Source organism: Bordetella bronchialis (assembly GCF_001676705.1).
Taxonomy (GTDB): domain Bacteria; phylum Pseudomonadota; class Gammaproteobacteria; order Burkholderiales; family Burkholderiaceae_B; genus Bordetella_C; species Bordetella_C bronchialis.
The window spans coordinates 1-22,183 of sequence record NZ_CP016170.1 but is presented as its reverse complement, the minus strand read 5'-3'; the positions used below and the strand labels follow the sequence as shown (position 1 = coordinate 22,183).

The following is a 22,183-nucleotide window of genomic DNA, read 5'->3' as shown; positions in this document are numbered from 1 at the left end:
GCGGGCGCCGCCCTGCGGCGGCCTGCCGGCTGTGCATCGGCGCGGCGGGCGTCGGGCCTGCCGCGCGGCGCGTTACCCCTGGTCCCGATAGAGCTCGGGAAAGTACTTGTCCGCCATGACCTGGCAGCGCTTGATCAGCCGCGGTTCATCCGGCCGGTAATCGGCCACCGCGTTGTGGATGGTCCCCATGTTGTCCCACATCAGGACGTCGCCCTCGGCCCAGTGATGGCGGTAGCGATACTTGTCCTGCAGCTGGTGCTCGAACAGGAAGGCAAGCACTTCCTCGCTGCGCGACGCCGTCATTTCGTTGATGCGCACCGAATACCCGGGGTTGGCGTACAGCACCTTGCGGCCCGTGATGGGATGCGTCAGGAAGACCGGGTGCGACACCGGCGGCTTGCGCCTGCGCTGTTCTTCCGTCAGCGGCGGACGCGTGCTGCCTTTCTCCCGGCGCATCATTTCCCAGAACTTGTTGAAGTCATGGGTGATGGTCATCCCATCCAGCTCGTCTTTCAGCGCCTGCGGCAGGCCTTCGTAGGCCGCGTGCATATTGCAGAACTCGGTATTGCCCAGCGAGCGGCCGTCGCGCATGGGGATGCGGATACCGTACAGCACATTGCTGAACGCGATGGTGCGGCTATAGGACATGTCCGTATGCCAGTCCTGGCCCGCGTCGCTCAGGCCTATCGGTTTGCCATCCTCGACAATGTTGGACAGGATCATGACCTCCGGCATGCCGGGCTCGTGGTATAGGTTGGCGACGTTGACTTCCAGGGTGCCGAAGTTTTCGGCGTAGCGTTTCAGCGCCGCGGCATCCAGTCGCTGCCGCGGAAAGCACACCACGCCGTACCGGCCCAGGGCCTGCTCGATGGCGCGGTAGTCCTCGCGCGACAGCGGGCGGGCCAGGTCCACGCCCTCGATGCGGGCGCCCAGCGTGGCGCCGCTTCCAACGATTTCCATGTTGTCTCCTACCAGTGTTGATCGGCCCTAGAACGCCTGCCGCAATATCGCGAGGACCTCGCCCGCGTCGGCCACGGGCCGGGGATTGAGCGCCAGCCCGCGTTCCGTCATGACGTGGGCCGCGATGTCCGGCAGCGCGGTTTCGGCCACGCCCAGGTCGCGCAGGCGCCGTGGCAGGCCCAGTTCCACCCCAGTCTGTGCCAGCCAGTCCGACAGGCTGCCGTGGCGGCGCGCCGCCAGACTGTTCACGCGATCGAGCGCCGGGGCCAGCATGGGTGCGGCGGCGTCTTCGTTGAAACGCAGGGCATGCGGCAGGATGACGGTATTCACCAGGCCGTGCGGCAGATCCAGGCGCGCGCCGACCACGTGGCAGATCGCATGGTGCAGGCAGCTGCGCGCCATCGCCAGCACCATGCCCGACAGATGCGCGGCCGCGAGGATCAGGCGGCGCTGCGCGGCCTCCGCCGGCAAGGGATGCGCCAAGGCCTGGTGGAACAGGCCCACGGCCTGCACGGCCAGGCCGTCCGAGACGATGGAGCGGCCCTTGGAATACAGGCCCTCCAGACAATGGGCGATGCCGTTCATGGCCGTATAGCGCATCGTGGCCAGCGGTACGTCCTCGCTCATCAGGGGATCGACCAGGATGGCGGCCGCCGAAACCTGGCGGTTCCAGAACATCAGCTTGTCGCCGTCGCCATCGCGCACGCCGAACGAAGAGGTGGTCTCCGCGCCCGATGCCGTCGTGGGTACCGCGATGATGGGCAGCTTGGGCGCGGTGCGCCGCGGAATCTCGATGGTGGCGGGCGGCCGGAACACGGTGACGTGGTCGGCCAGGCGGCCGCCTTCGGCCAGCAGGAGCGCCAGCGCCTTGGCCGAGTCCGCCACGCTTCCTCCGCCCACGGCGATCAGGCAGTCCGGTCCGAAGGCGGCGACATCCGGCGCGATTGTTTCGATTAAACTGACACTGGAATGCGGCGGGATGCCGCTGCGTTGCAGCACCGTCATGCCTTCCAGCCCGCGCAGCAGGGCCGCGTGCCGCGGCGCGCCGGCGATGCGGTCCTGCGTCAACACCACCGGCCGCCGCAGGCCCCGCGCCCGCAATTCCTCGCCCGCGCGGGCGGCCACGCCCTCGCCGAAACGGACATGCGTGCCGAACAGGTGGTAGTCGAAATCGCCTGGGATCATAAGCAAGGACAGGTCGCGTTCACCGTAAGAGATAGCCCAGTGTAGTAAGCACGCCAGTCGCGCAGAAGGGCCGCGCAACGAAATGATTTTTTCCAGAATGGAAACACACCGATGGACTTGATCGAGTGCATGGAGGTCTTCCAGGAAGTCGGCAAGAGCCTCAGCTTTTCGAAGGCGGCCGAAAGCAGGGCTTCCAGCCGATCGTCGGTGACCAAAAAGATCGCCTGGCTCGAAGGCTATTTCGGCGTCCAGCTTTTCAACCGCAATACCAAGCACGTCAGCCTGACCGAAAGCGGGCGGCTGCTGCTGGAGAACGCCGACACGCTGGCGCTGGCCACGCGCAATCTGAAGGAGCTGGTGCAGGGTCCGGTGCGCACGCCCACCGGACGCATACGCCTGGGTACGCCGCCGTCGTTCGGCGCCGTGCATCTGGCGCCGGCCATCGAGGACTTCCTGCGCCGCTATCCCGCCATCAAGATATCGCTGCTGCTGGATGACGGCCGCAGCGACCTGATCGCGGAGAATCTGGACCTGTCCGTGCGCATCGCGCCGCGGCTGAAGGACACCAACCAGATTGCCTACCTGATCACGGTCGTGCCCCAGGTCGTCGTCGCCACGCGCGCCTATCTGCGCACGCACGGCACGCCGGCCACTCCCAAGGACCTGGAGCAGCACAATTGCCTGGTTCATAGCCTGAAGGCACCCACCAATATGTGGACCTTCACGGACCCGCGCAACAACACGCAGGTCGTGCACGTCTCGGGGACGTTCAATTCCAATCTGGGGGAGTCCATCATGCATCTGGCCCAGCTGGGCCATGGCATTTCCATGCATCCCCGCTATATGGTGGAAAGCGCATTGCGGGCGGGGACCCTGCAGGTGGTCATGCCGGAATATCGGCCGGAAGGCCTGGATATCTACGCCATTGTGCAGAGCAAGCGCCACCTTCCCTACAAGGTACGGCTATTCGTCGAGCACTTGCGGCGCTGGTTCAAGGACGCGGAGTGGAAGCAATAGCGGCCTTCAACCGCGCGACGCCTCCCGCGCGTCGGCCATCAGGCGCTCGACCAGGGTACGGGCAAAGGGCGGCAGGTCGGCCAGCGCCCGCACGCAGATCTTCAGTTTGCGCTCCGCCCAGGGATCGTTGAGCGGAATAAGCGCGATGGCCATGGCACGGGCATGGCGGCGCGCCACCGACCGCGGCACCACGCCTATGCCGACGCCCGCCTCTATCATCCGGCAGGCCGCCTCGAAGTTGCCAACCTGTATGCGCAGCTTGATGCGGCTGCCCAGCGCCTGGGCCGCGTTGTCGATGAACATATGGATGGCGCTGGACGCCGGCAGGCTGACGTAGTAGTCGCCCAGCGTGCGGGCAAAATCGACGGAGGCCTCTTGCGCCAGCGGATGCTGCACCGCCGTCACCAACACCAGCCTATCGTCCAGATAGGGCAGCATCTCCAGCGGCCCGGCGTGTACATTGCCCGCGACGATGCCGATATCGGTCGCGCCGTCGGCCACCCCCTTGACGATGTCGCCGCTCAATACCTCCCTGAGATCGATATTGACGTCGGGATAGTCGCGCAGAAAGGTGCTGAGGGCCTCGGGCAGGAACTCGCTGATGGCGGTGGTGTTGGCCCAGATGCGGACATGACCCTTGATGCCCTCGCCATACTCCTGCATGTCGCCGGCCAGGTGCTCCACGCGTTCCAGTACCAGCCGGGCATGGTGGACGAAGGCCTCGCCGGCGGGTGTCGGCGTCATGCCCTGGCTGCTACGGTACAGCAGGGGAAAGCCCAGGTCGCGTTCCAGGTTGCGGATGCGGTTGCTTGCCGCGGGCGCCGACATATGCGAGCGCTCCGCGGCGCGTGCCAGGTTGCGGGTATCGGCCAGATGGACGAGCAGCCGCAGATCGACGAAATCGAAATGCATGTCCGCGCGGTTCGGAAATGAGGACAGGCTCATGGTAACCGAGCGGGGGCCTGGGACGGGGCCGGGCTGCAAGCCATGTGGCCACTCCGATATCGGGGAGCCGCGCGGTGCAGGACCGCGCGGTAAGGTGATGCCTGGTCAAAAGATGTGCGCACCGCCGACGCGGGGCGCGCCGATGCGCGGCGCGAGTCCGCGGGTGCGGGCGCGCGGCCCGCGCCACGCGCCCGCCCTGCGTCAAGCCATATCGGCGCGCGCCACAGGCCGGTCGGCGCGCGAGGACACGGTCGCCCCCGCGAACACGCTGCCGACGACGGGCAGCGATGCCAGCTCCCAGGCACGTGCCAGCATGTCGCGCGCCTCCTGCGGCTCGGCCGTGCGCGAGAACGCCGCCAGCCGCAGGAACTTGTCCGAGATCTCCTGGCGCGACAAGGTATTGCCCGGGTCGCCCTTGGGCTCGTCGACACGGCCTTCCAGCACGCGGCCATCGGTGGTGGTCACGCTGACCTTGCCTATCCAGCGCGCGGGATAGGCGCGATCCACTTCTTCGTCCCGCACCATCTCGACCTTCTCGCGGAAGGCGGCGATTTCCGGCGCGTCATAGGCCTGTTCGAACTCGTTCACGCCCGCATAGCCGCGGTGCGCCACGATGCCCAGCACCGTGCCCATGTTGAACTTGGCCTGATGTACGCTGCGCGGGATCACGACATTGCCCAGCACATCGATGGCGCCCTGGTGCACCCGCGCCGTCACGCGGGCGACGTCGTCCGGCCGCAGCCGATGCTGCGTCACGACCGCCAGCAGGGCATCGGCGGCCGGATGCGTATGACGGCAGGCCGCGTGGTATTTGAAGGACGTTTCCATCGTGGCCCAGCGCCGGCCCAGGCCGTCCAGCAGCCGCGCGGGATCGGCATCGCGCGACATGCCTGCCGCCATGCCTTGCGCGCCTTCCAGGATGCGCGCCGCGCCGCGGAAACCGTCGGCGGCCAGGCGCGCGGCCATCAGGCCGTTCGCCGCCGCCATGGCCGTATGCAGCTGCTTGGAGTCGGCGGCATCGCGCAGGAACTCCCACAAGCCGCTGGCCTGCGTCCCGGCCGATCCGAAGGCGTGCAGCATGCCTTGCTCGTCCAGGCCCAGCAGGCGCCCGGCCGCGGCCGCCGCGGCCAGGGTACCTGCCGTGCCCGTGGTGTGGAAGACCTTGTAGTGCGAGCGCCCCAGGTATTCGCCCACGCGGATGCCGACCTCGTAACCGGCCACCGCGGCAGCGATGAGGTCGCGTCCGGAAGCCCCCCGCTCCTGCGCCAGCGCCAGCACCACGGGGAAGACCACGGTGGCCGGATGCAGGACGGACCCGTTGTGGACGTCGTCCTGTTCGACGAAATGCGAAGCGGCGCCATTGGCCATCGCGGCGAAATAGGCCGATGCGCCGCCGCGGTCAACGATGACTTCCGCCGGCCCGGCGTGGCCGCCGGCCGCGCGGGCGAAGCGTGCAATGGTTTCCACCGGCCGCGCGCCCTTGCCCGCCAGCGCGGATCCCAGCCAGTCCACATACAGGTTGACCGTGCGTTCCACCACCGGGCCTGGAATGGCCTCGAAGCGCAGCGCGGCGGCAAAGGCAGCCAGTGCGCGGCTGGGATGATCCAGCCCCTCCGGGCCACCTGGGCGATCGTTGTTCATGGTCGGGCTCCTTTATGTCGATACGTGATCGTGTTCATCCGCGACGTGCCGATGGCGCCGCGCGCCGCGATGTGTCCATGTGCGCGCCACCATCGCGCCGTCTACTCAGATCGCCTGCGCGGCGCGCAGTTGCTCGATCGCCGCCGCGTCGTAACCCAGCTCGGCCAGTATGGCTTCGGTATGCTGGCCCAGCGCCGGCACCGGGTCCATGCGCGCCGGTATGCCCTGGGGCATGCCCGGCGGCAACAAGGCCGGAATGGGGCCGCCGGGCGCGTCGACCTCCCGCCACCGCTCGCGCGCGCGCAACTGCGGATGCGTCCAGACGTCGTGCATGGTGTTCATGCGCGCATTGGCGATGCCGGCCTCGTCCAGGCGCTGCACCACTTGTTCGGCGCTCAGGTCGGCGAAGGCGGCGACGATAGCTGCGCGCAGCGCTTCGCGCTCGCGCGACCGCGCGGAATTGCTCGCGAAGCGCGGGTCCTCCGCCAATGCGGGCTGGCGCAGCACACGCTCGCAGAACAGTTTCCACTCGCGCTCGTTCTGCAGCCCCAGCATCACGGCTTTGCCGTCGCCGGTGGGGAAGGGCCCGTAGGGATAGATCGTGGCGTGCGAGGCGCCGGCGCGCGGCGGCGGGGACTGCCCGTCCATGGCGTAGTACAGCGGGTAGCCCATCCATTCCACCATGCTTTCCAGCATGGAGACATCGATGCGGCATCCGCGCCCCGTGCGCCCGCGCAGAAGCAGGGCGTTCAGGATATTGCTGTAGGCGTACATGCCGGCGGCGATATCGGCGATGGAGCATCCCGCCTTCGCCGGCTCGTCCGGCGTGCCGGTGACCGACAAAAACCCCGATTCGCTCTGTATGAGCAGATCGTAGGCCTTGCGATCGCGATAGGGTCCATCCGCGCCGTAGCCGGAGATGTCGCAGACGATCAGGCGCGGACATTCGCGCGACAAGGCCTCGTAGCCCAGGCCCAGGCGATCCGCCGCGCCGGGCGCCAGGTTCTGCACCAGTACGTCGGCATCGGCCACCAGCGCGCGCAGGATGCGTTGCGCCTGGGCCTGTTTCAAGTCCAGCGTCAGGCTTTCCTTGGACCGGTTGGTCCACACGAAGTGCGAGGCCTGCCCGTGCACGCGCTCATCGTAGCGGCGGGCGAAGTCGCCCACGCCCGGACGTTCGATCTTGATGACACGCGCGCCCTGGTCCGCCAGCTGGCGCGTGCAGAAGGGCGCGGCGATGGCGTGTTCCAGCGCAATCACTTTGATGCCGTCCAGCGGCCTGGTAGTTCCGTCCACTCTCTTGCTCCCGCAATGCCGACGATCCGCGCGCCGGTCAGAAAGACCGCGGCAGCCCCAGCACATGTTCGGCCACGTACGACAGGATCAGGTTGGTCGATATCGGCGCCACCTGGTACAGCCGCGTCTCGCGGAACTTGCGCTCCACGTCATACTCGCTGGCGAAGCCGAAGCCGCCATGGAATTGCAGGCAGGCGTTGGCGGCTTCCCACGAGGCATCCGCCGCCAGCAGCTTGGCCATGTTCGCCTGCGCGCCACAGGGCTCTCGCGCATCGAAGCGGCGCGCGGCGTCGAAACGCATCAGGCTGGCCGCCTCGACATTGATATAGGCGCGCGCGATGGGAAACTGCACGCCCTGGTTCTGCCCGATGGGGCGCCCGAACACCACGCGTTCCTTGGCATAGGCGCTGACCTTGTCGACGAACCAGTATCCGTCGCCGATGCATTCCGCGGCGATCAGGGTGCGTTCCGCGTTCAGCCCGTCCAGGATGTACTTGAAACCCTGGCCCTCTTCGCCGATGCGGTTCTCCGCGGGAATTTCCAGGTTTTCGAAGAACAGCTCGTTGGTCTCGTGATTGACCATATTGCGGATGGGGCGCACCGTCAGGCCCTTGCCGATCGCCTGGCGCAGGTCGACCAGGAAAATCGACATGCCCTCGGATTTCCGCGCGACGTCCGCCAGCGGCGTAGTGCGCGCCAGCAGGATCATCAGGTCGGAATGCTGCACGCGCGAAATCCATACCTTCTGGCCGTTGACCACATAGCGATCGCCACGACGCTCTGCCGTGGTCTTGATCTTCGTGGTATCGGTGCCCGTCGTGGGTTCGGTCACGCCCATCGATTGCAGGCGCAGCTCCCCGCTGGCGATGCGGGGCAGGTAGGCGCGCTTTTGCGCATCGGATCCATGCCGCAGCAGCGTGCCCATGTTGTACATCTGGCCGTGGCACACGCCCGCATTCCCGCCGGAGCGGTTGATCTCTTCCATGATGACCGAGGCCTCGGTCAAGCCCAGGCCGGAACCGCCGTACTCCTGCGGGATCAGCGCGGCCAGCCAGCCGGCCTTGGTCAGCGCGTCGACGAAGGCCTCGGGATAACCCCGCACTTCGTCGATCTCGCGGAAGTATTCGGGCGGAAACTGCGCGCAGAGATCGCGCACCGCTTCGCGGATGTCCTGGAACGATTCCTGTGGATTCATGGCTGCGACGATGCTCCAAATGAGGGTGTGGCGGGTGCCCTGTGTGTCGAGATATCGGCGGTGACCAAGTCACGCCAGGGTGGCCGTCGCCTGCATGCCCACGTTGCCTTCATGATCGCGCGTCCATAGCGACACCTCGCCGTTGTCCCGCGGCTTGCCGCATACGGTCAAGGCATTGCCCGCGAAGCAGGGCCGCATGGCGCGGAAGGCGAAACCGCGCAGCGTGGCGTCGGGCCGCTCGCGCCGCAGCAGGTCCACCAGCAGCGTGGCGATCAGCGGTCCATGCACGATCAGGCCCGGATAGCCCTCTTCCCCGGTCACGTAGGGGTGGTCGTAATGGATCCGGTGGCTGTTGAAGGTCAAGGCCGAGTAGCGGAACAGCAGCACGGCGTCCGGATGCAGGGTGCGAGACCAGGTTTCGTCTTCCAGCGCGGGCGACTGGCGTATCCCCGGAGCAGCGTTGCGGTCGCCGGAATGGCCCACGCCGATCACGCTATCGCTTCCCGGCACGCTTGCCGCCTTGGCGCCCGGGGAAGCGGGCGGCGCGTCGCGGTAGACGATGTCGTGCTCTTCTTCCAAGCGGGCTTCGCCGTCGACCTCGTAGCGGTGGTGCACGGTGACGAACACCAGCCGTCCGCTGCGGCCGGTCTTGTCTTCGATGTGGGTGATGGTGGACGTGCGCGTCGCGCGCTCGCCTTCGCGCAACGGCGCCTGGAACGTCAGCCGGCCGCCGGCCCACATGCGGCGCGGCAGGGGCACGGGCGGCAGGAAACCGCCGCGCCGGGCATGCCCATCCGGTCCGACCTCGCTCATGGGGGTGACAGGCAGGAAGTACAGCCAATGCCATAGCGGAGGCACAACGCCGCGCGGGTCGGGGCGTTCCAGCGTAGCGGCCAGCGCCGCCAGGGGGAAGGGCGTAATCAGGTCATGGACCGTCTCGGTCTTGTCCAGCCAATCGTTGAGCGAGGCGCCAGCGTCCGGCATGTAGGAGTCTCCGTCTTGCAGGGATGGCTCCACTATGCACCCCCGCGCCGCGATCGCGAAGTCGCATTTGCTTAAGGTGGCGTTTCGGCGGGATTAAGCTCGAGCGCCAAAAACGAAATCGGCCCCCGTAAGGGGGCCGACCGTACTGCACCGAGAGGACTGCCACTACAGCATCCCCCGCCTCTCGCCGGGGGGACCGTTCACCCGTGCTGGCATGAACGGCAGGACTTCCTGGTGGCGTGCCCGGCCCTCCGGGCCGGCATGGCGGGATATCCGCGCCGGCGAAAGCACTGCATCGCCGGCCCCACCGGACTCCCGTTGCTGCGTCATGTGGCGGCTGCGCATTCCGCTTCGCCGCCTTCACGCCACCCCTCGCTTGCTTCAACGCTTGCTTGCTGCGACTTCCTGGATGCTTCAGACCTTTCCAGGCCTGGCCCTGCCGCGGCCTGGGGTTGCCAGATCCCTCTCGGCGCTCGGCGCCGGAATCCCTGGCTGTCCCCGGCCCTGGCGGGCTTAGCCCTGGAACGGCTGGTTGTCGATGTCGCCGAAGGCCAGGTCGCCATGCACGCCACCGCCTTGCGCGACAGCGGGGATGGAGGGCGTATCGGCCTGGGCGGTAAACGGCGCGTTGTCGCTGTCGGCGTTACCCGTCAGGCCCGCGGCGCGCGCTTGTTCCAGCTGCGCAACCACCTGGTCGCGGCTCACGCTGCTGGCCTGCTGGCCGTAGACGCCTTGGAACGGCGTGTTGTCCGAATCGCCGCGCGGGGTGCCCGCTTGGGCCGCGCCGATGGCGGCGAACGAGAGAATCAGAGCGGAAACGATGGTCTTGGCTTTCATGGCAGTACTCCTAGTCCTGGTTAAGTGATTCGGGCCGTGCATCGCGATCTGTTTGCTTGGGAAAGTTCGCGATGTCCGTTGCTGTTCCCGATGAAACGCATTCTGCGCCGCCCAGGCCTAGGGATAAACCCTGATCCGAGAAAATCATCTTTCCAATTTCTGGAGCAATCCAGATTTATTCCATCATTCCGACTATCGAATTCATAAACCTCGACTATCGCCGCTGCGGTCCCTCCGGCCCCCGGTGTCCACAACCCCTCGCCGACGCGGCCGAATCGTCCGCACGCCGAAGGACGTCGCGCGCAGAAGGGTTAGCGGCGCTACTGCGCCAGCTTCAACCCGCGCTCTTTCACGACGGCCTCCAAGGACTCCCGCTGGTCGGTGATGAAAGACGCGAAAGCGGCGCCGTGCTGCGTATCCAGCCCGATGCCCAAGGCCTGGAATTGCTTGCGCACTTCGGGATCCTGGGCCGCGCGTCCGAGCTCGGCGGCCAATCTGTCCACGACCGCCTGCGGCGTTCCCTTGGGCGCGAACACGCCGTGCCAGGACACGAAGCGGTAGCCCGGCACGCCGGACTCCGCCAGGGTGGGCGTATCGGGGAAGGCGGGCGAGCGGTCCGCCGTAACGGCAAGCAGGTCCAGTTTTCCGGCCTTCACCAGCGGCGTGGCGGCACCGTCGATCATTGCGTTCACCTGGCCCGAGACCACATTGGTCAATGCGGGCGCGCTCCCCTTATACGGAATCTGCAGCATGTCCAGCCCCGCGGCGCCGCGCAGCATTTCCATGGCCAGTTGACTGGGCGTGCCGTTGCCGCCGGTGGCGTAGGCCAGCTTTCCGGGATGGGCCTTGACGTAGGCGATGAACTCCCCGGCCGACTTGAAACCGTATTTCGGATTGGCCACGAGCAGCAGCGAGATGCTCGTCAGGCGCGACACGGGCACGAAATCGGCCTGCGCGTCGTACGGCAGGTTGGGCATGGACAAGCGGTTGATCGCGTGCGTGGCGATGTCGCCCAGCAGTAGCGTGTAGCCATCGGCTTGCGCCTTGGCCACCAGCGCGGCGCCGATGGAACCGCCGGCGCCCGGCCGGTTGTCCACGATGACGGCCTGGTGCAGCGCGTCCGCCAGCTTGCGGGCGAAGACGCGGCCGATCACATCTGAATTGCCCCCAGCGGGATACGGCACGACCAGGCGTATCGGCTTTTCGGTGGGCCATTCCGCGGCGTGCGCCGCATGGAAGGCACCCGCCAGGGCCATGCCTATCGCCAGCGCGCCTGCCAGCGCGGCCTTTACTCGATTCATGATGCGTGTCTCCATTGTGCTTGTTGTGCTTGTTGTGCCCTGGGGGCAGCATGGGCCGGGTCGATCCCCGACGCCGGCGGCCCCTGCATGCGCGGCCCCCCAGGCGCCGGCATGCGGAAGCGTAGGCATCGCTAGCCCGGCGATCCCACCGTCTGCGTCGGATCGCTCAGCGGCGGCTGCGGATAATGCAGGCCACGTTGGCCGCCGAAGGCCCGATCGGCGCCTCGCTTCGGCGCGTCGGCGGGAGCGCCGACCAGTCTCCCGTCCTGGATCCACTGCTTGTCGACGCCCCAGGCCTTATCCACCAGCACCTGCTCCAGCCGCCGGCGCACATCCGCATAGGCGGGCGCGGCGGACAAGTCGCGGCATTCGCGCGGGTCTTCCTGCAAGTCGAACAACTGCACCACGTTGCCCGCCGGATACCAGATCAGCTTGTGGCGGCCGTCGTGCGCCATGCGGGTGGCCAGCACATTCTCCTTGCATTCGCCGTAGAGGAATTCGCGGCGCCGATCGCCCACCATCGGCATGCCTTCCACCGTGTCCGGGATGGGCAGCCCCGCCAGCGACAGCAGCGTCGGCATCACGTCCTGCAGGCCGACCAGGCGATGGTCGACATGGCCGGCCGCCACGCGCGCGTCGCGGGCACGGTCGACCAGGATCATCGGCACCTGGGCCGAGCCCTCGTAGAACAGGCGCTTCGCCCACAGGCCGAACGCGCCCAGCATGTCGCCGTGGTCGCCGGTGACCATGATGATGGTGTCGTCCAGCAGGTTCTCTTCGCGCAGGGTGCCGAGCAGCACGCGCAGTTGATGGTCGATATGCGTACAGAGCGCGTAGAACGCGCGCCGTATGCCTTGCACGTGGGTATCCGTAGCCTGGATGGGCCAGTGGTCCCGTATGCTTTGCAGGGCGGGCGGCAACGCGCCGCTGGCCCAATCGGCCTGGGCGGGCAGGTCGATGAGCGCGCGCTCGTACAGGTCCAGGTAGGCGGCCAGCGGCACCAGCGGCGGATGCGGATGCGTGTACGACACGTGCCAGAAACCGGGACGGCGCGGATCCCGCCGCTTGATCATCTTCGCGGCTTCGCGCGTCGTCCAATTGGTCACGTGCAGCTTCTCGGCCAGATGCCAGGGCCGGTGCATGTAGTCGTTGTTGTTCATGCCGTGCAGGTACTGCTCGCCGGCGGCGCCCTGCTCGGCCAGGTAGATGTCATAGTCGTCCACCGCGCCCAGCTGCGGCCGGCCCTCTTCGGCCAGCAGGATGTCGTCGAACCCGATGCGGTCGCGCTGCGGATACAGGTGCATCTTGCCCACCGCGTAGGCCTGGTAGCCGCCGTCGCGGAACGACTGCGCCAGTGTGGGCAGCGCGGGCATTTCCAGCGCTGGCGCGAAGTTGCGATCGCCATGCCCGCGCGGCGAGGTACCCGTCATGACCGTGCGACGCGCGGGGATGCAGATGGGGCACTCGGAATAGGCGCGCGGGAAACGCGTACCCAGGCGGGCCAGATGGTCCAGCGTGGGAGTCTGAACGACCGGATGGCCGGCGCTGCCCAGCAGCGCGCCGGGCCACTGGTCGACCATGATGAAGAGCACATTGGGAGGGGCCATGGATGTCCTTGTTGCAGCGCCTGGCTGGCGGCGGCGAGGCGGCCGTTGCGCCGCTCCGCCAGCGCGGCGCGGTTCGGCCGGAGCCGAGCCGGTCCGCCGTTTCCGGGAAAGTCTAGGCGCGGGCAGCCCTGGTCGCCAGAGGCATATCAGGAAGATCAGATATGATTTCGGAGTTATGTCTTTGGGCCCTGGAACTGGCTGGCGGCGGGTGCTCAGGCCGATCCGGCCAGCGCGGACCGGCCCCACCGTCCGGGCGGCGGATCGCAACCGGTTGCCCCCGTGGAGCGCAATCAAACCCTCAGGTGAACCTGCATGACTGCCCTTTCGCTGGACCAATGGCGCCTGTTCGTGCAGATTGCGGACCAGGGCAGCCTGACCAAGGTGGCCGTCCTGCGGGACCGCGCGCAGCCCGCCATCAGCAGGCAACTGTCCGCCATGGAAAAGCAGTGCGGCGGCCGCCTGTTCCACCGTACCGGCCGGGGCGTGGAACTGACCGAATCCGGCCGACAGCTGTACCCGCGCGTGCTGGCCTGGCTGGAGGAGGGCGACGCATTGGGCCGCGACGTGGCACAGGCGGTGGACCAGCCCGCCGGCCTGGTGCGCATCGGCGTGCTGTCTTCCATCGACCATGAATGCCTATCCCGCGCCTATGACCAGATTCGCCGACAGCACCCGCACATCCGCCTGCGCATCCGCGACGGCGTGGGCGCCGCGGTCAGCGAGTGGCTGGAAAACGGCGATGTCGACATCGGCATCCTGATGCGCGGCGGGCGCGAGAGCCGCCGCCGCGAAACCACGCTGTTCAGCGCGCGGCACCTCCTGGTGGCCGCCCCCGGCGATCCGGCGACCCGCGCCGCCACCGTTCCCTTCGCCAGCCTGGAAGGCCTGCCGCTGGTGCTGGCCGGCGCGCCCAGCGCCTTTCGCCGGCAGATGGACCAGCTGGCGCGGCGCATGGGGGTGACGCTGACGGTTGCCCTGGAATGCGATTCGCTGCAGATCCAGAAGCAGATGGTTTTGCGCAGCGGCCTGTATGCCGTGCTGGCGGAACATGCGGTCACGCGCGAATGCGCCGCCGGCGAACTGCAGGCCGCGCGGATCGTGAAACCGTCGCTCACCCGCAGCATCACGCTGGCCATGTCCGAAGTCAGGCCGATGACGCTGGCCTGCCGCGAGGTGGCGCACATCCTGCGCGGCAGCCTGGAGGAGATCGGCCAGGCCATCGGCGCCCGCCGCTGAATCGGCACCGCCAAACAAATCGGCCCCCGTAAGGGGGCCGACCGTACTGCACCGAGAGGACTGCCAACACAGCATCCCCCGCCTCTCGCCGGGGGAACCGTTCACCCTTGCTGGCATGAACGGCAGGACTTCCTGGTGGCGTGTCCGGCCTGCGCGGCCGGTGTGGTGTCACGCCACGCTTGCTACTTCAATGTGCTACTTCATTCGGCCCTTCCAGGCGCCAGCCTGGAAGAACCTGCTTGTTTCATCGCCCTTCCAGCTCGACGCGGCAAGGGCTGGGCCGTCCCGGCCCCTTGCAGGCTTAGCCTTGGAACGGCTGGTTGTCGATGTCGCCGAAGGCCAGGTCGCCATGCACGCCGCCGCCTTGCGCGACAGCGGGGATGGAGGGCGTATCGGCCTGGGCGGTAAACGGCGCGTTGTCGCTGTCGGCATTACCCGTCAGGCCCGCGGCGCGCGCTTGTTCCAGCTGCGCAACCACCTGGTCGCGGCTCACGCTGCTGGCTTGCTGGCCGTAGACGCCTTGGAACGGCGTGTTGTCCGAATCGCCGCGCGGGGTGCCCGCTTGGGCCGCGCCGATGGCGGCGAACGAGAGAATCAGAGCGGAAACGATGGTCTTGGCTTTCATGGCAGTACTCCTAGTCCTGGTTAAGTGATTCGGGCCGTGCATCGCGATCTGCTTGCTTGAGAAAGTTCGCGATGTCCGTTGCTGTTCCCGATGAAACGCATTCTGCGCCGCCCAGGCCTAGGGATAAACCCTGATCCGAGAAAATCATCTTTCCAATTTCTGGAGCAATCCAGATTTATTCCATCATTTCGACTATCGAAGACATAAAGCCAGTCTATCGAACAGCCTTGAATCTGCCGTAACCCTGAAAGGCCATCCGCCGCGGCGCTTCATGCAAGACGCGCCAGCGAACAAGGAGTCATTGCTTGGAATCTCTCTCAGCCATTGTCCAGAACTCACTCTTTCCTCACCTTTACGCGCTGTTGGGCGGGATTGCCTTGGTCGCCTTTTTCTTGTGGCGCGCCGGCTCGGTCTATACATTGCTGGACCGGCTGTGGCGCCTGCTGGCAGGGAAAGCAGAGGTGGAGGATCCCATCGTAAAAGGGCTGATACGCAGGAACCTGGATCTGGAGAAATTCCGGTTCATCTATCGCTTGCCAGCAGAAACCTTGGGGGATGTGCACAAACTCGCGCTTTGGCTGGACGAGCACCGCATCGACATTTCCAAATTGTTGAAGGTGCGCAAGTGGATCGACCCCGCGTCAGCTGACATTGTGCTGGAACCGCCCAAGGGCTACGCTGCTTATCCCCTTGTTTCCTGCGCAATGGCGACGCTGCTTATGCTAGTGGCAGCCTATGTTGCCGCCTACCCGGCGGCACTGCTTCACATGCGTGAATCGAAGACCTGGTTCATCACGGACGGTGTCACTGTCCGGGCGCCGTCGGGAGGCTGGCACTTTTCTGCAAAGGAATGTTCCGCTGATACGGACGAATTGTCGCGCTTGGCCGGCATGTCGACGACGGAGATCACGACGCTGTGCCATGCGTTGAATACCGAAGAACTCAGACAATACGTGCAGGACACAACAGACGGTCAGCGCAATGTCGGCATAACGGCCTTATCGATCGGCGGCTGGGCGGCGCTTCTTGGCATGCTTGCGTTTCGTTCCGCCATTGAGGCGCGAAGACTGCGGACGAAAATATATGGCTCCGCTTCGGACGGCGGCGCACGGAGCCCGACGAGAAATACGGTGCCCGCCTCGGCACATCGTGAAGTGCCGGACCGGCGCGGTACGCGTGCCGGCCGGGTTTCCTCGCCACGAGTCCGCCGTAGCGGATGAATACATCCGCAATGCGCAAACAAATCGGCCCCCGTAAGGGGGCCGACCGTACTGCACCGAGAGGACTGCCAACACAGCAACCCCCGCCTCTCGCCGGGGGAACCGTTCACCCTTGCTGGCATGAACGGCAGGACTTCCTGGTGGCGTGTCCGGCCTTCGCGGCCGGTGTGGCGTCACGCCACGCTTGCTACTTCAATGTGCTACTTCATTCGGGCCCTTCCAGGCGCCAGCCTGGAAGAACCTGCTTGTTTCATCGCCCTTCCAGCTCGACGCGGGAAGGGCTGGGCCGTCCCGGCCCCTTCCAGGCTTAGCCTTGGAAGGGCTGGTTGTCGATGTCGCCGAAGGCCAGGTCGCCATGCACGCCACCGCCTTGCGCGACAGCGGGGATGGAGGGCGTATCGGCTTGGGCGGTAAACGGCGCGTTGTCGCTGTCCGCGTTACCCGTCAGGCCCGCGGCGCGTGCTTGTTCCAGCTGCGCAACCACTTGGTCGCGGCTCACGCTGCTGGCTTGCTGGCCGTACACGCCTTGGAAGGGCGTGTTGTCCGAATCGCCGCGCGGGGTGCCCGCTTGGGCCGCGCCGATGGCGGCGAACGAGAGAATCAGAGCGGAAACGATGGTCTTGGCTTTCATGGCAGTACTCCTAGTCCTGGTTAAGTGATTCGGGCCGTGCATCGCGATCTGCTTGCTTGGGAAAGTTCGCGATGTCCGTTGCTGTTCCCGATGAAACGCATTCTGCGCCGCCCAGGCCTAGGGATAAACCCTGATCCGAGAAAATCATCTTTCCAATTTCTGAAGCAATCCAGATTTATTCCATCATTCCGACTATCGAAGACATAAAGACAGCCTATTGTCCTAAGTGGCCCCGGCGTCAACCCACCGGAACCCCGCGCATAAAAAAAGCGGCGGCGCCTTCCGGCACCGCCGCTTTTCCATGGCCGCGAACGGTCAGATATCGATGTTGCTCGCCGACAGCGCATGGGTTTCGATGAACGCCCGGCGCGGCTCGACTTCGTCGCCCATCAGCGTGGTGAAGACTTCGTCCGCCGCGATGGCGTCTTCGATCTGCACGCGCAGCAGGCGGCGCACCTTGGGATCCATGGTAGTTTCCCACAGCTGTTCCGGGTTCATTTCGCCCAGGCCCTTGTAGCGCTGCTTGGACACGCTGCGTTCGGCCTCGCCGCGCAGCCACCGCATGGCTTCGCGGAAGTCGCCGACCGGCGCCTCTCTGCGCTTTTCGCCTTCGCCGCGCGCGATCACCGCGCCATTGCCGATCAGGCCCAGGAAGGTCTTGGCGGCGGCGGACAATACACCGTAGTCCGCGCCTTCGACAAAGGTAGCGTCCACCAGGCTGATCCGCGCATTGCCATGCCGCATGCGCTGCACGACCAGGCGCTGCTTCTCGGTGGCCGGATCGACTTCCGCGTACACCTTGACCGCATGCGGATTCAGCGGGTCGAACAGGGCTTTCTCCAGGCGCTGCGCCGAGGCCTCGGCGGCCTCCGCGGTATCCAGGTTGATTTCCACGCCCTCGGCCATGGCCGACAAAGCGGCCTCGTCGATCATGCGCGACGCGCGCGCGATGACGGCGTCGGCCAGCGTGTACTGGCGCGCCAGCGCGGCCAGCGCCTCGCCGGAGATGGGCTCGGCCCCTTCGGCCGGGATCAGCTCGGCGTCTTTCAGCGCCAGCTGCAGCATGAATACCGCTTCTTCCTGGTCGTCCTTCAGGTAGCGTTCGTCGCGGCCCACCTTCACCTTGTACAGCGGCGGCTGCGCGATGTAGACGTAGCCGCGCGCGACCAGCTCCGGCATCTGGCGATACAGCAGCGTCAGCAGCAGCGTGCGGATGTGCGCGCCGTCCACGTCCGCATCGGTCATGATGATCAGGCGGTGGTAGCGCAGCTTGTCGATGTTGAAGTCCGGCCCGATGCTGGTGCCCAGCGCGGTGATCAGCGTGGCGATCTGCTCGCTGGCGATCAGACGGTCGAAGCGCGCCTTTTCGACGTTCAGCACCTTGCCGCGCAGCGGCAGCACGGCCTGGAACTTGCGGTCGCGGCCCTGCTTGGCCGAGCCGCCCGCCGAATCGCCCTCTACGATGTACAGCTCGCACAGCGCCGGATCCTTCTCCTGGCAATCCGCGAGCTTGCCGGGCAGGCCGGCGCCTTCCAGCACGCTCTTGCGGCGCGTCATCTCGCGTGCCTTGCGCGCCGCTTCACGGGCGCGGGCCGCTTCCACGATCTTGGCGCACAGCGCCTTGGCATCGATGGGATGTTCCAGCAGCCACGATTCCAGCGTGCGCGCGACCGCGTCTTCCACCGCGGGGCGGACCTCGCTGGACACCAGCTTGTCCTTGGTCTGGCTGCTGAACTTGGGCTCGGGCACCTTGACCGACAGCACGCAGGCCAGGCCTTCGCGCATATCGTCGCCGGAAGTCTCGACCTTGGCCTTCTTGGCCAGCTCGTTGTCCGCGATGTACTTGTTGATCACGCGCGTCATCGCCGCGCGCAGGCCGGTCAGGTGCGTGCCGCCGTCGCGCTGCGGAATGTTGTTGGTGAAGCACAGCACATTCTCGGAATAGCTGTCGTTCCACTGCATGGCCACGTCCACCGTGACCGGCACGCCGCCGGCGCTGGATTCCGCGCTGACGGAGAACACATTCGGATGCAGCACGGTCTTGCTGCGATTGATGTACTCGACGAAGCCCTTCACGCCGCCGGAGAAGGCGAAGTTCTCTTCCTTGCCCTGGCGCTGGTCGATCAAGCGGATCTTCACGCCATTGTTCAGGAACGACAGCTCGCGCAGCCGCTTGGACAGGATGTCGTAGTGGTATTCGATGTGATTGAAGATCAGCGGATCGGCCAGGAAACGCACTTCCGTGCCGCGCTTTTCCGTCTTGCCCGTCACGGTCAGTGGATTGACGCGCTGGCCCTGGCGGAACTCCATCTCATGCACTTCGCCGTTGCGGCGGATGGTCAGGCGCAGCCATTCGGAGAGTGCGTTCACGCAGGACACGCCCACGCCATGCAGGCCGCCGGACACCTTATAGGAGTTCTGGTCGAACTTGCCGCCGGCGTGCAGCTCGGTCATGACGATTTCCGCCGCGCTGCGGCCAAACTCGTCATCCTTGTGGATGTCGGTGGGAATGCCGCGGCCATTGTCCGACACCGAGATCGAGTTGTCGGTGTGGATGGTGACCACGATGTCGTCGCAATAGCCCGCCAGCGCTTCGTCGATGGCGTTATCCACGACCTCGAACACCATGTGATGCAGCCCGGTGCCATCGGAGGTATCGCCGATGTACATGCCGGGTCGCTTGCGCACGGCCTCCAGCCCCTTGAGCATCTTGATCGAATCGGCGCCGTAGCCGGAGTTCTCGGGAGTGGTATTCGGAGTGTCGGACATAAATCTCTGTAAATGCGCGAATAAAGCGGCCGGCTTGCGGCCCGGCGGCGGCGCGACGCGCCGCGACCAGGAATGGCGGACCCTGGATGTCAGATGCGCATGGGCATCACGACATACTTGAAGTTCTCGTCATCGGGAAGGGTGATCAGGGCGGACGCGTTCTGGTCGGGCATCACCGACCATTTCACTTCTTCCACCTTGACGTTGCTCAGGACGTCCAGCAGGTAGCCTACGTTGAAGCCGACGTCGAGCGCCTCGTGGGCGTAATCGATATCCAGTTCTTCCTGCGCCTCTTCCTGCTCGGCGTTGGAAGAAGAGATCTTCATCTGGTTCTGCGCCAGCTGCAGGCGCACGCCCTTGAATTTGTCCGTGGTAAGGATGGCGGCGCGTTGCAGGCTGCCCTGCAACGCTTCGCGATTGACCACGAAATGCCGCGTGTAGGTCGTGGGGATCACGCGGTTGAAATCGGGGAACTTGCCTTCGACCAGCTTGGAGACGAGCTCCACGTCGCCGAAGCGGAAGCGGATCTGGCCCGGGGCGACGTCCACCGAGACCGGCGCATCGGTGTCTTCCAGCAGGCGCTGCATTTCCAGCACGGTCTTGCGCGGAACGATGACCTCGTGCCGCTCGCTGATGCCTTCCGCCTCGGTGGCGCAATGCGCCAGGCGATGGCCATCGGTGGCCACGGCGCGAACGCGGCCGGGTTCGAAGACCATCAGCATGCCGTTCAGGTAATAGCGGATGTCCTGCTGCGCCATGGCGAAATACACCATGTTCAGCAGATGCCGCAGGTTCTTCTGCGTGAGCGTCAGCGACACGTCCCATTGCTCGGGCTGGGCCACGGTGGGGAATTCGCTGGCCGCCAGCGTTTGCAGCGCGAAGCGGCTTTTGCCGGTCTGTACCGACAGCTTGTTGCTGGCCAGGGAAAGCCGGACGTCGCCGGTATCCGGCAGGGCGCGCAGGATGTCCAGCAGCTTGCGCGCGGCCACGGTCGTGGATTCGTTGTCGGAGCCCACGCCGAACTCGGCCTGGGTCGTGATCTGCACTTCCAGGTCCGTCGCGATGAACGATACCTTGTTGGCCTCTTTGCGCATCAGGATGTTCGCCAGGATGGGCAGGGTATGGCGTCTTTCGACGATGCCCGCCACAGTCGATAGCGGTTTCAGCAATGCATCGCGTGTGGTTTGTACGAGTTGCATGTTCATCCTTTTAGAGTTTGTTCCAACACGTGCAGGGTATGGTTGAGCTCGGCAAGCTTGCCACGCGCGTCTGAAATCTTGCGCACGGCGTGAAGTACGGTGGTGTGGTCGCGGCCACCGAACAGGTCACCGATTTCAGGCAGGCTTTTCTGGGTCAGCTCCTTGGCCAGGTACATGGCCACTTGGCGGGGCAGCGCAATATTGGCCGGACGCCGTTTCGAATACATGTCGGCGACCTTGATCTTGTAGAAGTCGGCCACCGTCTTCTGGATGTTCTCGACCGTGATCTGGCCGTTGGACACCGACAGCAAGTCCTTGAGCGCATCCTTGCAGACATCGACGGTAAGCACGTCGCGGCCATGGAAGCGCGCGTAGGCCAGGACCTTGCGCAGCGCGCCTTCCAGTTCGCGCACGTTGCTGCGCAAGTGCTTGGCGATGAAGAAGGCGACTTCCTCCGGCATGGGCACGCCTTCGGACTCGGCCTTGCGCAGCAGGATGGCCACGCGCATTTCGAGTTCCGGCGGCTCTATGGCCACGGTCAGGCCGGAGTCGAAGCGGGAGATCAGCCGGCTGTCGATGCCGGCGAGTTCCTTGGGATAGGTATCGCTGGTGATGATGATCTGCTTGCGCTGGGCCACCATGGCCTCGAACGCGTAGAAGAACTCTTCCTGCGTGCGGTTCTTGCCGGAGAAGAACTGGATATCGTCGATCAGCAGCAGGTCCAGCGAATGGTAATAGCGCTTGAAGTCGTCGAAGGCCTTGCGCTGGTAGGCCTTCACGACGTCCGACACGTATTGGTCGGCATGCACGTAGCGCACGCGCACGCCCGTGCCCGCCGCCACCATGGCATTGCCGATGGCGTGGATAAGGTGTGTCTTGCCCAGGCCCACGCCGCCGTACAGGAACAGCGGGTTATAGGAAATGCCAGGGTTCTCGGCAACCTGCAGCGCGGCCGCGCGGGCCAGCTGGTTGGCTTTGCCGGTGACGAAGTTCTCGAACGTCAGGTCGGTGTTCAGGCGCGAACGCTCGTAGATGACGTTGGCCGCGTCGGCATTGACGGCGGCCGCCACCGCACCGGATGTGGGCGCCCCGGGCATGGCGCCGCCCGGCATGGCCGGCGGCGCGGCGGTCTCGCCGACCGGCACCGAGGGGGCAGGGGCGTGGGCGGCCCCCAGACCGGCGGCCGGCGTCCCGGCGGCCGGCGATCCGGCGGCCGGCGATCCGGCGGCCGGCGTTCCGGGCGTGGCCAGGGGCTGGCGCGGCATGACCGGCATGCGCGGCGCGCCCGCGCCGGCCGGCAGCTCGAACTGCACCTGCACCGGCCGCTGATACCATTCCCCCGCCAGTTGCTCTATCTGGTGGGCAAAGTTCTTGCGCACCCAGTCCAGCTTGAAGCGGTTGGGCGCCGAAATGCGCAGCACCCCCTGCGTTTCGTCGAACGCAAGCGGCACGAGCGGACGTATCCACGCGCTGATCTGTTGAGGGGGGAGTTCCTGCTCAAGACGACTGACGCAGGTCTGCCAGAATTCTTTCAT

18 protein-coding genes are annotated in these 22,183 nt (G+C 66.0%); 3 read left to right on the top strand and 15 right to left on the bottom strand.

The genetic code is table 11. The features are described 5' to 3' along the window. Positions 1 to 72: 72 nt before the first annotated feature. Both BAU06_RS00090 and BAU06_RS00085 read right to left on the bottom strand, forming a co-directional pair. A complete protein-coding gene (locus BAU06_RS00090) occupies positions 73 to 960 on the bottom strand; it encodes a TauD/TfdA dioxygenase family protein (RefSeq protein ID WP_066342621.1) in 888 nt (295 codons plus the stop codon). A 27-nt stretch (positions 961 to 987) separates the two neighbouring features. After that, positions 988 to 2,145, bottom strand: coding sequence for an iron-containing alcohol dehydrogenase family protein (locus BAU06_RS00085; RefSeq protein WP_082993453.1), 1,158 nt, complete (start codon positions 2,143 to 2,145; stop codon positions 988 to 990). Between the two features lie 111 nt (positions 2,146 to 2,256). On the opposite strand from BAU06_RS00085, the gene BAU06_RS00080 reads away from it, so the two are divergent. Then, entirely contained in the window at positions 2,257 to 3,162 is a 906-nt protein-coding gene (locus BAU06_RS00080; protein WP_066342619.1) for a LysR family transcriptional regulator, read from the top strand. 6 nt (positions 3,163 to 3,168) lie between these two features. Here BAU06_RS00080 and BAU06_RS00075 read toward each other — a convergent pair whose 3' ends face one another. The 8 genes from BAU06_RS00075 to BAU06_RS00040 form a co-directional block, all read right to left on the bottom strand. Further along, positions 3,169 to 4,074: a LysR family transcriptional regulator gene (locus tag BAU06_RS00075; RefSeq protein WP_066342617.1), complete on the bottom strand. Its 906-nt coding sequence runs from the start codon at positions 4,072 to 4,074 to the stop codon at positions 3,169 to 3,171. Between the two features lie 234 nt (positions 4,075 to 4,308). After that, entirely contained in the window at positions 4,309 to 5,748 is a 1,440-nt protein-coding gene (locus BAU06_RS00070) for an MmgE/PrpD family protein (protein ID WP_066342615.1), read from the bottom strand. A 105-nt stretch (positions 5,749 to 5,853) separates the two neighbouring features. Further along, complete coding sequence (locus tag BAU06_RS00065) at positions 5,854 to 7,044, bottom strand: CaiB/BaiF CoA transferase family protein (RefSeq protein ID WP_066342614.1); 1,191 nt, start codon at positions 7,042 to 7,044, stop codon at positions 5,854 to 5,856. 37 nt (positions 7,045 to 7,081) lie between these two features. After that, on the bottom strand, positions 7,082 to 8,239 hold the full coding sequence (locus BAU06_RS00060) for an acyl-CoA dehydrogenase family protein (RefSeq protein WP_066342612.1): 1,158 nt from the start codon (positions 8,237 to 8,239) through the stop codon (positions 7,082 to 7,084). A gap of 69 nt (positions 8,240 to 8,308) precedes the next feature. Further along, positions 8,309 to 9,223, bottom strand: coding sequence for an HTD2 family dehydratase (locus BAU06_RS00055; protein ID WP_066342608.1), 915 nt, complete (start codon positions 9,221 to 9,223; stop codon positions 8,309 to 8,311). Between the two features lie 513 nt (positions 9,224 to 9,736). After that, complete coding sequence (locus BAU06_RS00050; protein WP_066342596.1) at positions 9,737 to 10,060, bottom strand: DUF4148 domain-containing protein; 324 nt, start codon at positions 10,058 to 10,060, stop codon at positions 9,737 to 9,739. Between the two features lie 320 nt (positions 10,061 to 10,380). Continuing rightward, positions 10,381 to 11,361, bottom strand: a complete 981-nt coding sequence (locus BAU06_RS00045; protein ID WP_197509393.1) for a Bug family tripartite tricarboxylate transporter substrate binding protein — start codon at positions 11,359 to 11,361, stop codon at positions 10,381 to 10,383. Between the two features lie 131 nt (positions 11,362 to 11,492). Then, positions 11,493 to 12,968, bottom strand: a complete 1,476-nt coding sequence (locus BAU06_RS00040) for a sulfatase-like hydrolase/transferase (protein ID WP_066342605.1) — start codon at positions 12,966 to 12,968, stop codon at positions 11,493 to 11,495. A 312-nt stretch (positions 12,969 to 13,280) separates the two neighbouring features. On the opposite strand from BAU06_RS00040, the gene BAU06_RS00035 reads away from it, so the two are divergent. Beyond that, on the top strand, positions 13,281 to 14,204 hold the full coding sequence (locus tag BAU06_RS00035) for a LysR family transcriptional regulator (protein WP_066342599.1): 924 nt from the start codon (positions 13,281 to 13,283) through the stop codon (positions 14,202 to 14,204). A gap of 301 nt (positions 14,205 to 14,505) precedes the next feature. On the opposite strand, the gene BAU06_RS00030 is transcribed toward BAU06_RS00035, so the two are convergent. Then, entirely contained in the window at positions 14,506 to 14,829 is a 324-nt protein-coding gene (locus BAU06_RS00030; RefSeq protein WP_066342596.1) for a DUF4148 domain-containing protein, read from the bottom strand. Between the two features lie 305 nt (positions 14,830 to 15,134). Here BAU06_RS00030 and BAU06_RS00025 point away from each other — a divergent pair, with 305 nt between their 5' ends. Beyond that, complete coding sequence (locus BAU06_RS00025; RefSeq protein ID WP_066342597.1) at positions 15,135 to 16,049, top strand: DUF6216 family protein; 915 nt, start codon at positions 15,135 to 15,137, stop codon at positions 16,047 to 16,049. Positions 16,050 to 16,356: 307 nt separating this feature from the next. Here the strand turns inward: BAU06_RS00025 and BAU06_RS00020 are convergent, their stop codons facing one another. The 4 genes from BAU06_RS00020 to dnaA all read right to left on the bottom strand — a co-directional run bounded on the left by BAU06_RS00020 (position 16,357) and on the right by dnaA (position 22,183). After that, a complete protein-coding gene (locus BAU06_RS00020; protein ID WP_066342596.1) occupies positions 16,357 to 16,680 on the bottom strand; it encodes a DUF4148 domain-containing protein in 324 nt (107 codons plus the stop codon). Between the two features lie 315 nt (positions 16,681 to 16,995). Then, the gene (gene gyrB / locus BAU06_RS00015; RefSeq protein WP_066342594.1) at positions 16,996 to 19,449 is read right to left on the bottom strand and encodes a DNA topoisomerase (ATP-hydrolyzing) subunit B; all 2,454 of its coding nucleotides are present in this window, start codon (positions 19,447 to 19,449) and stop codon (positions 16,996 to 16,998) included. Between the two features lie 89 nt (positions 19,450 to 19,538). Further along, a complete protein-coding gene (gene dnaN / locus BAU06_RS00010; RefSeq protein ID WP_066359814.1) occupies positions 19,539 to 20,648 on the bottom strand; it encodes a DNA polymerase III subunit beta in 1,110 nt (369 codons plus the stop codon). A 2-nt stretch (positions 20,649 to 20,650) separates the two neighbouring features. Continuing rightward, positions 20,651 to 22,183 carry a chromosomal replication initiator protein DnaA gene (gene dnaA, locus BAU06_RS00005; RefSeq protein WP_066342590.1) on the bottom strand — a complete coding sequence of 511 codons (1,533 nt, stop codon included), beginning with the start codon at positions 22,181 to 22,183 and terminating at the stop codon, positions 20,651 to 20,653.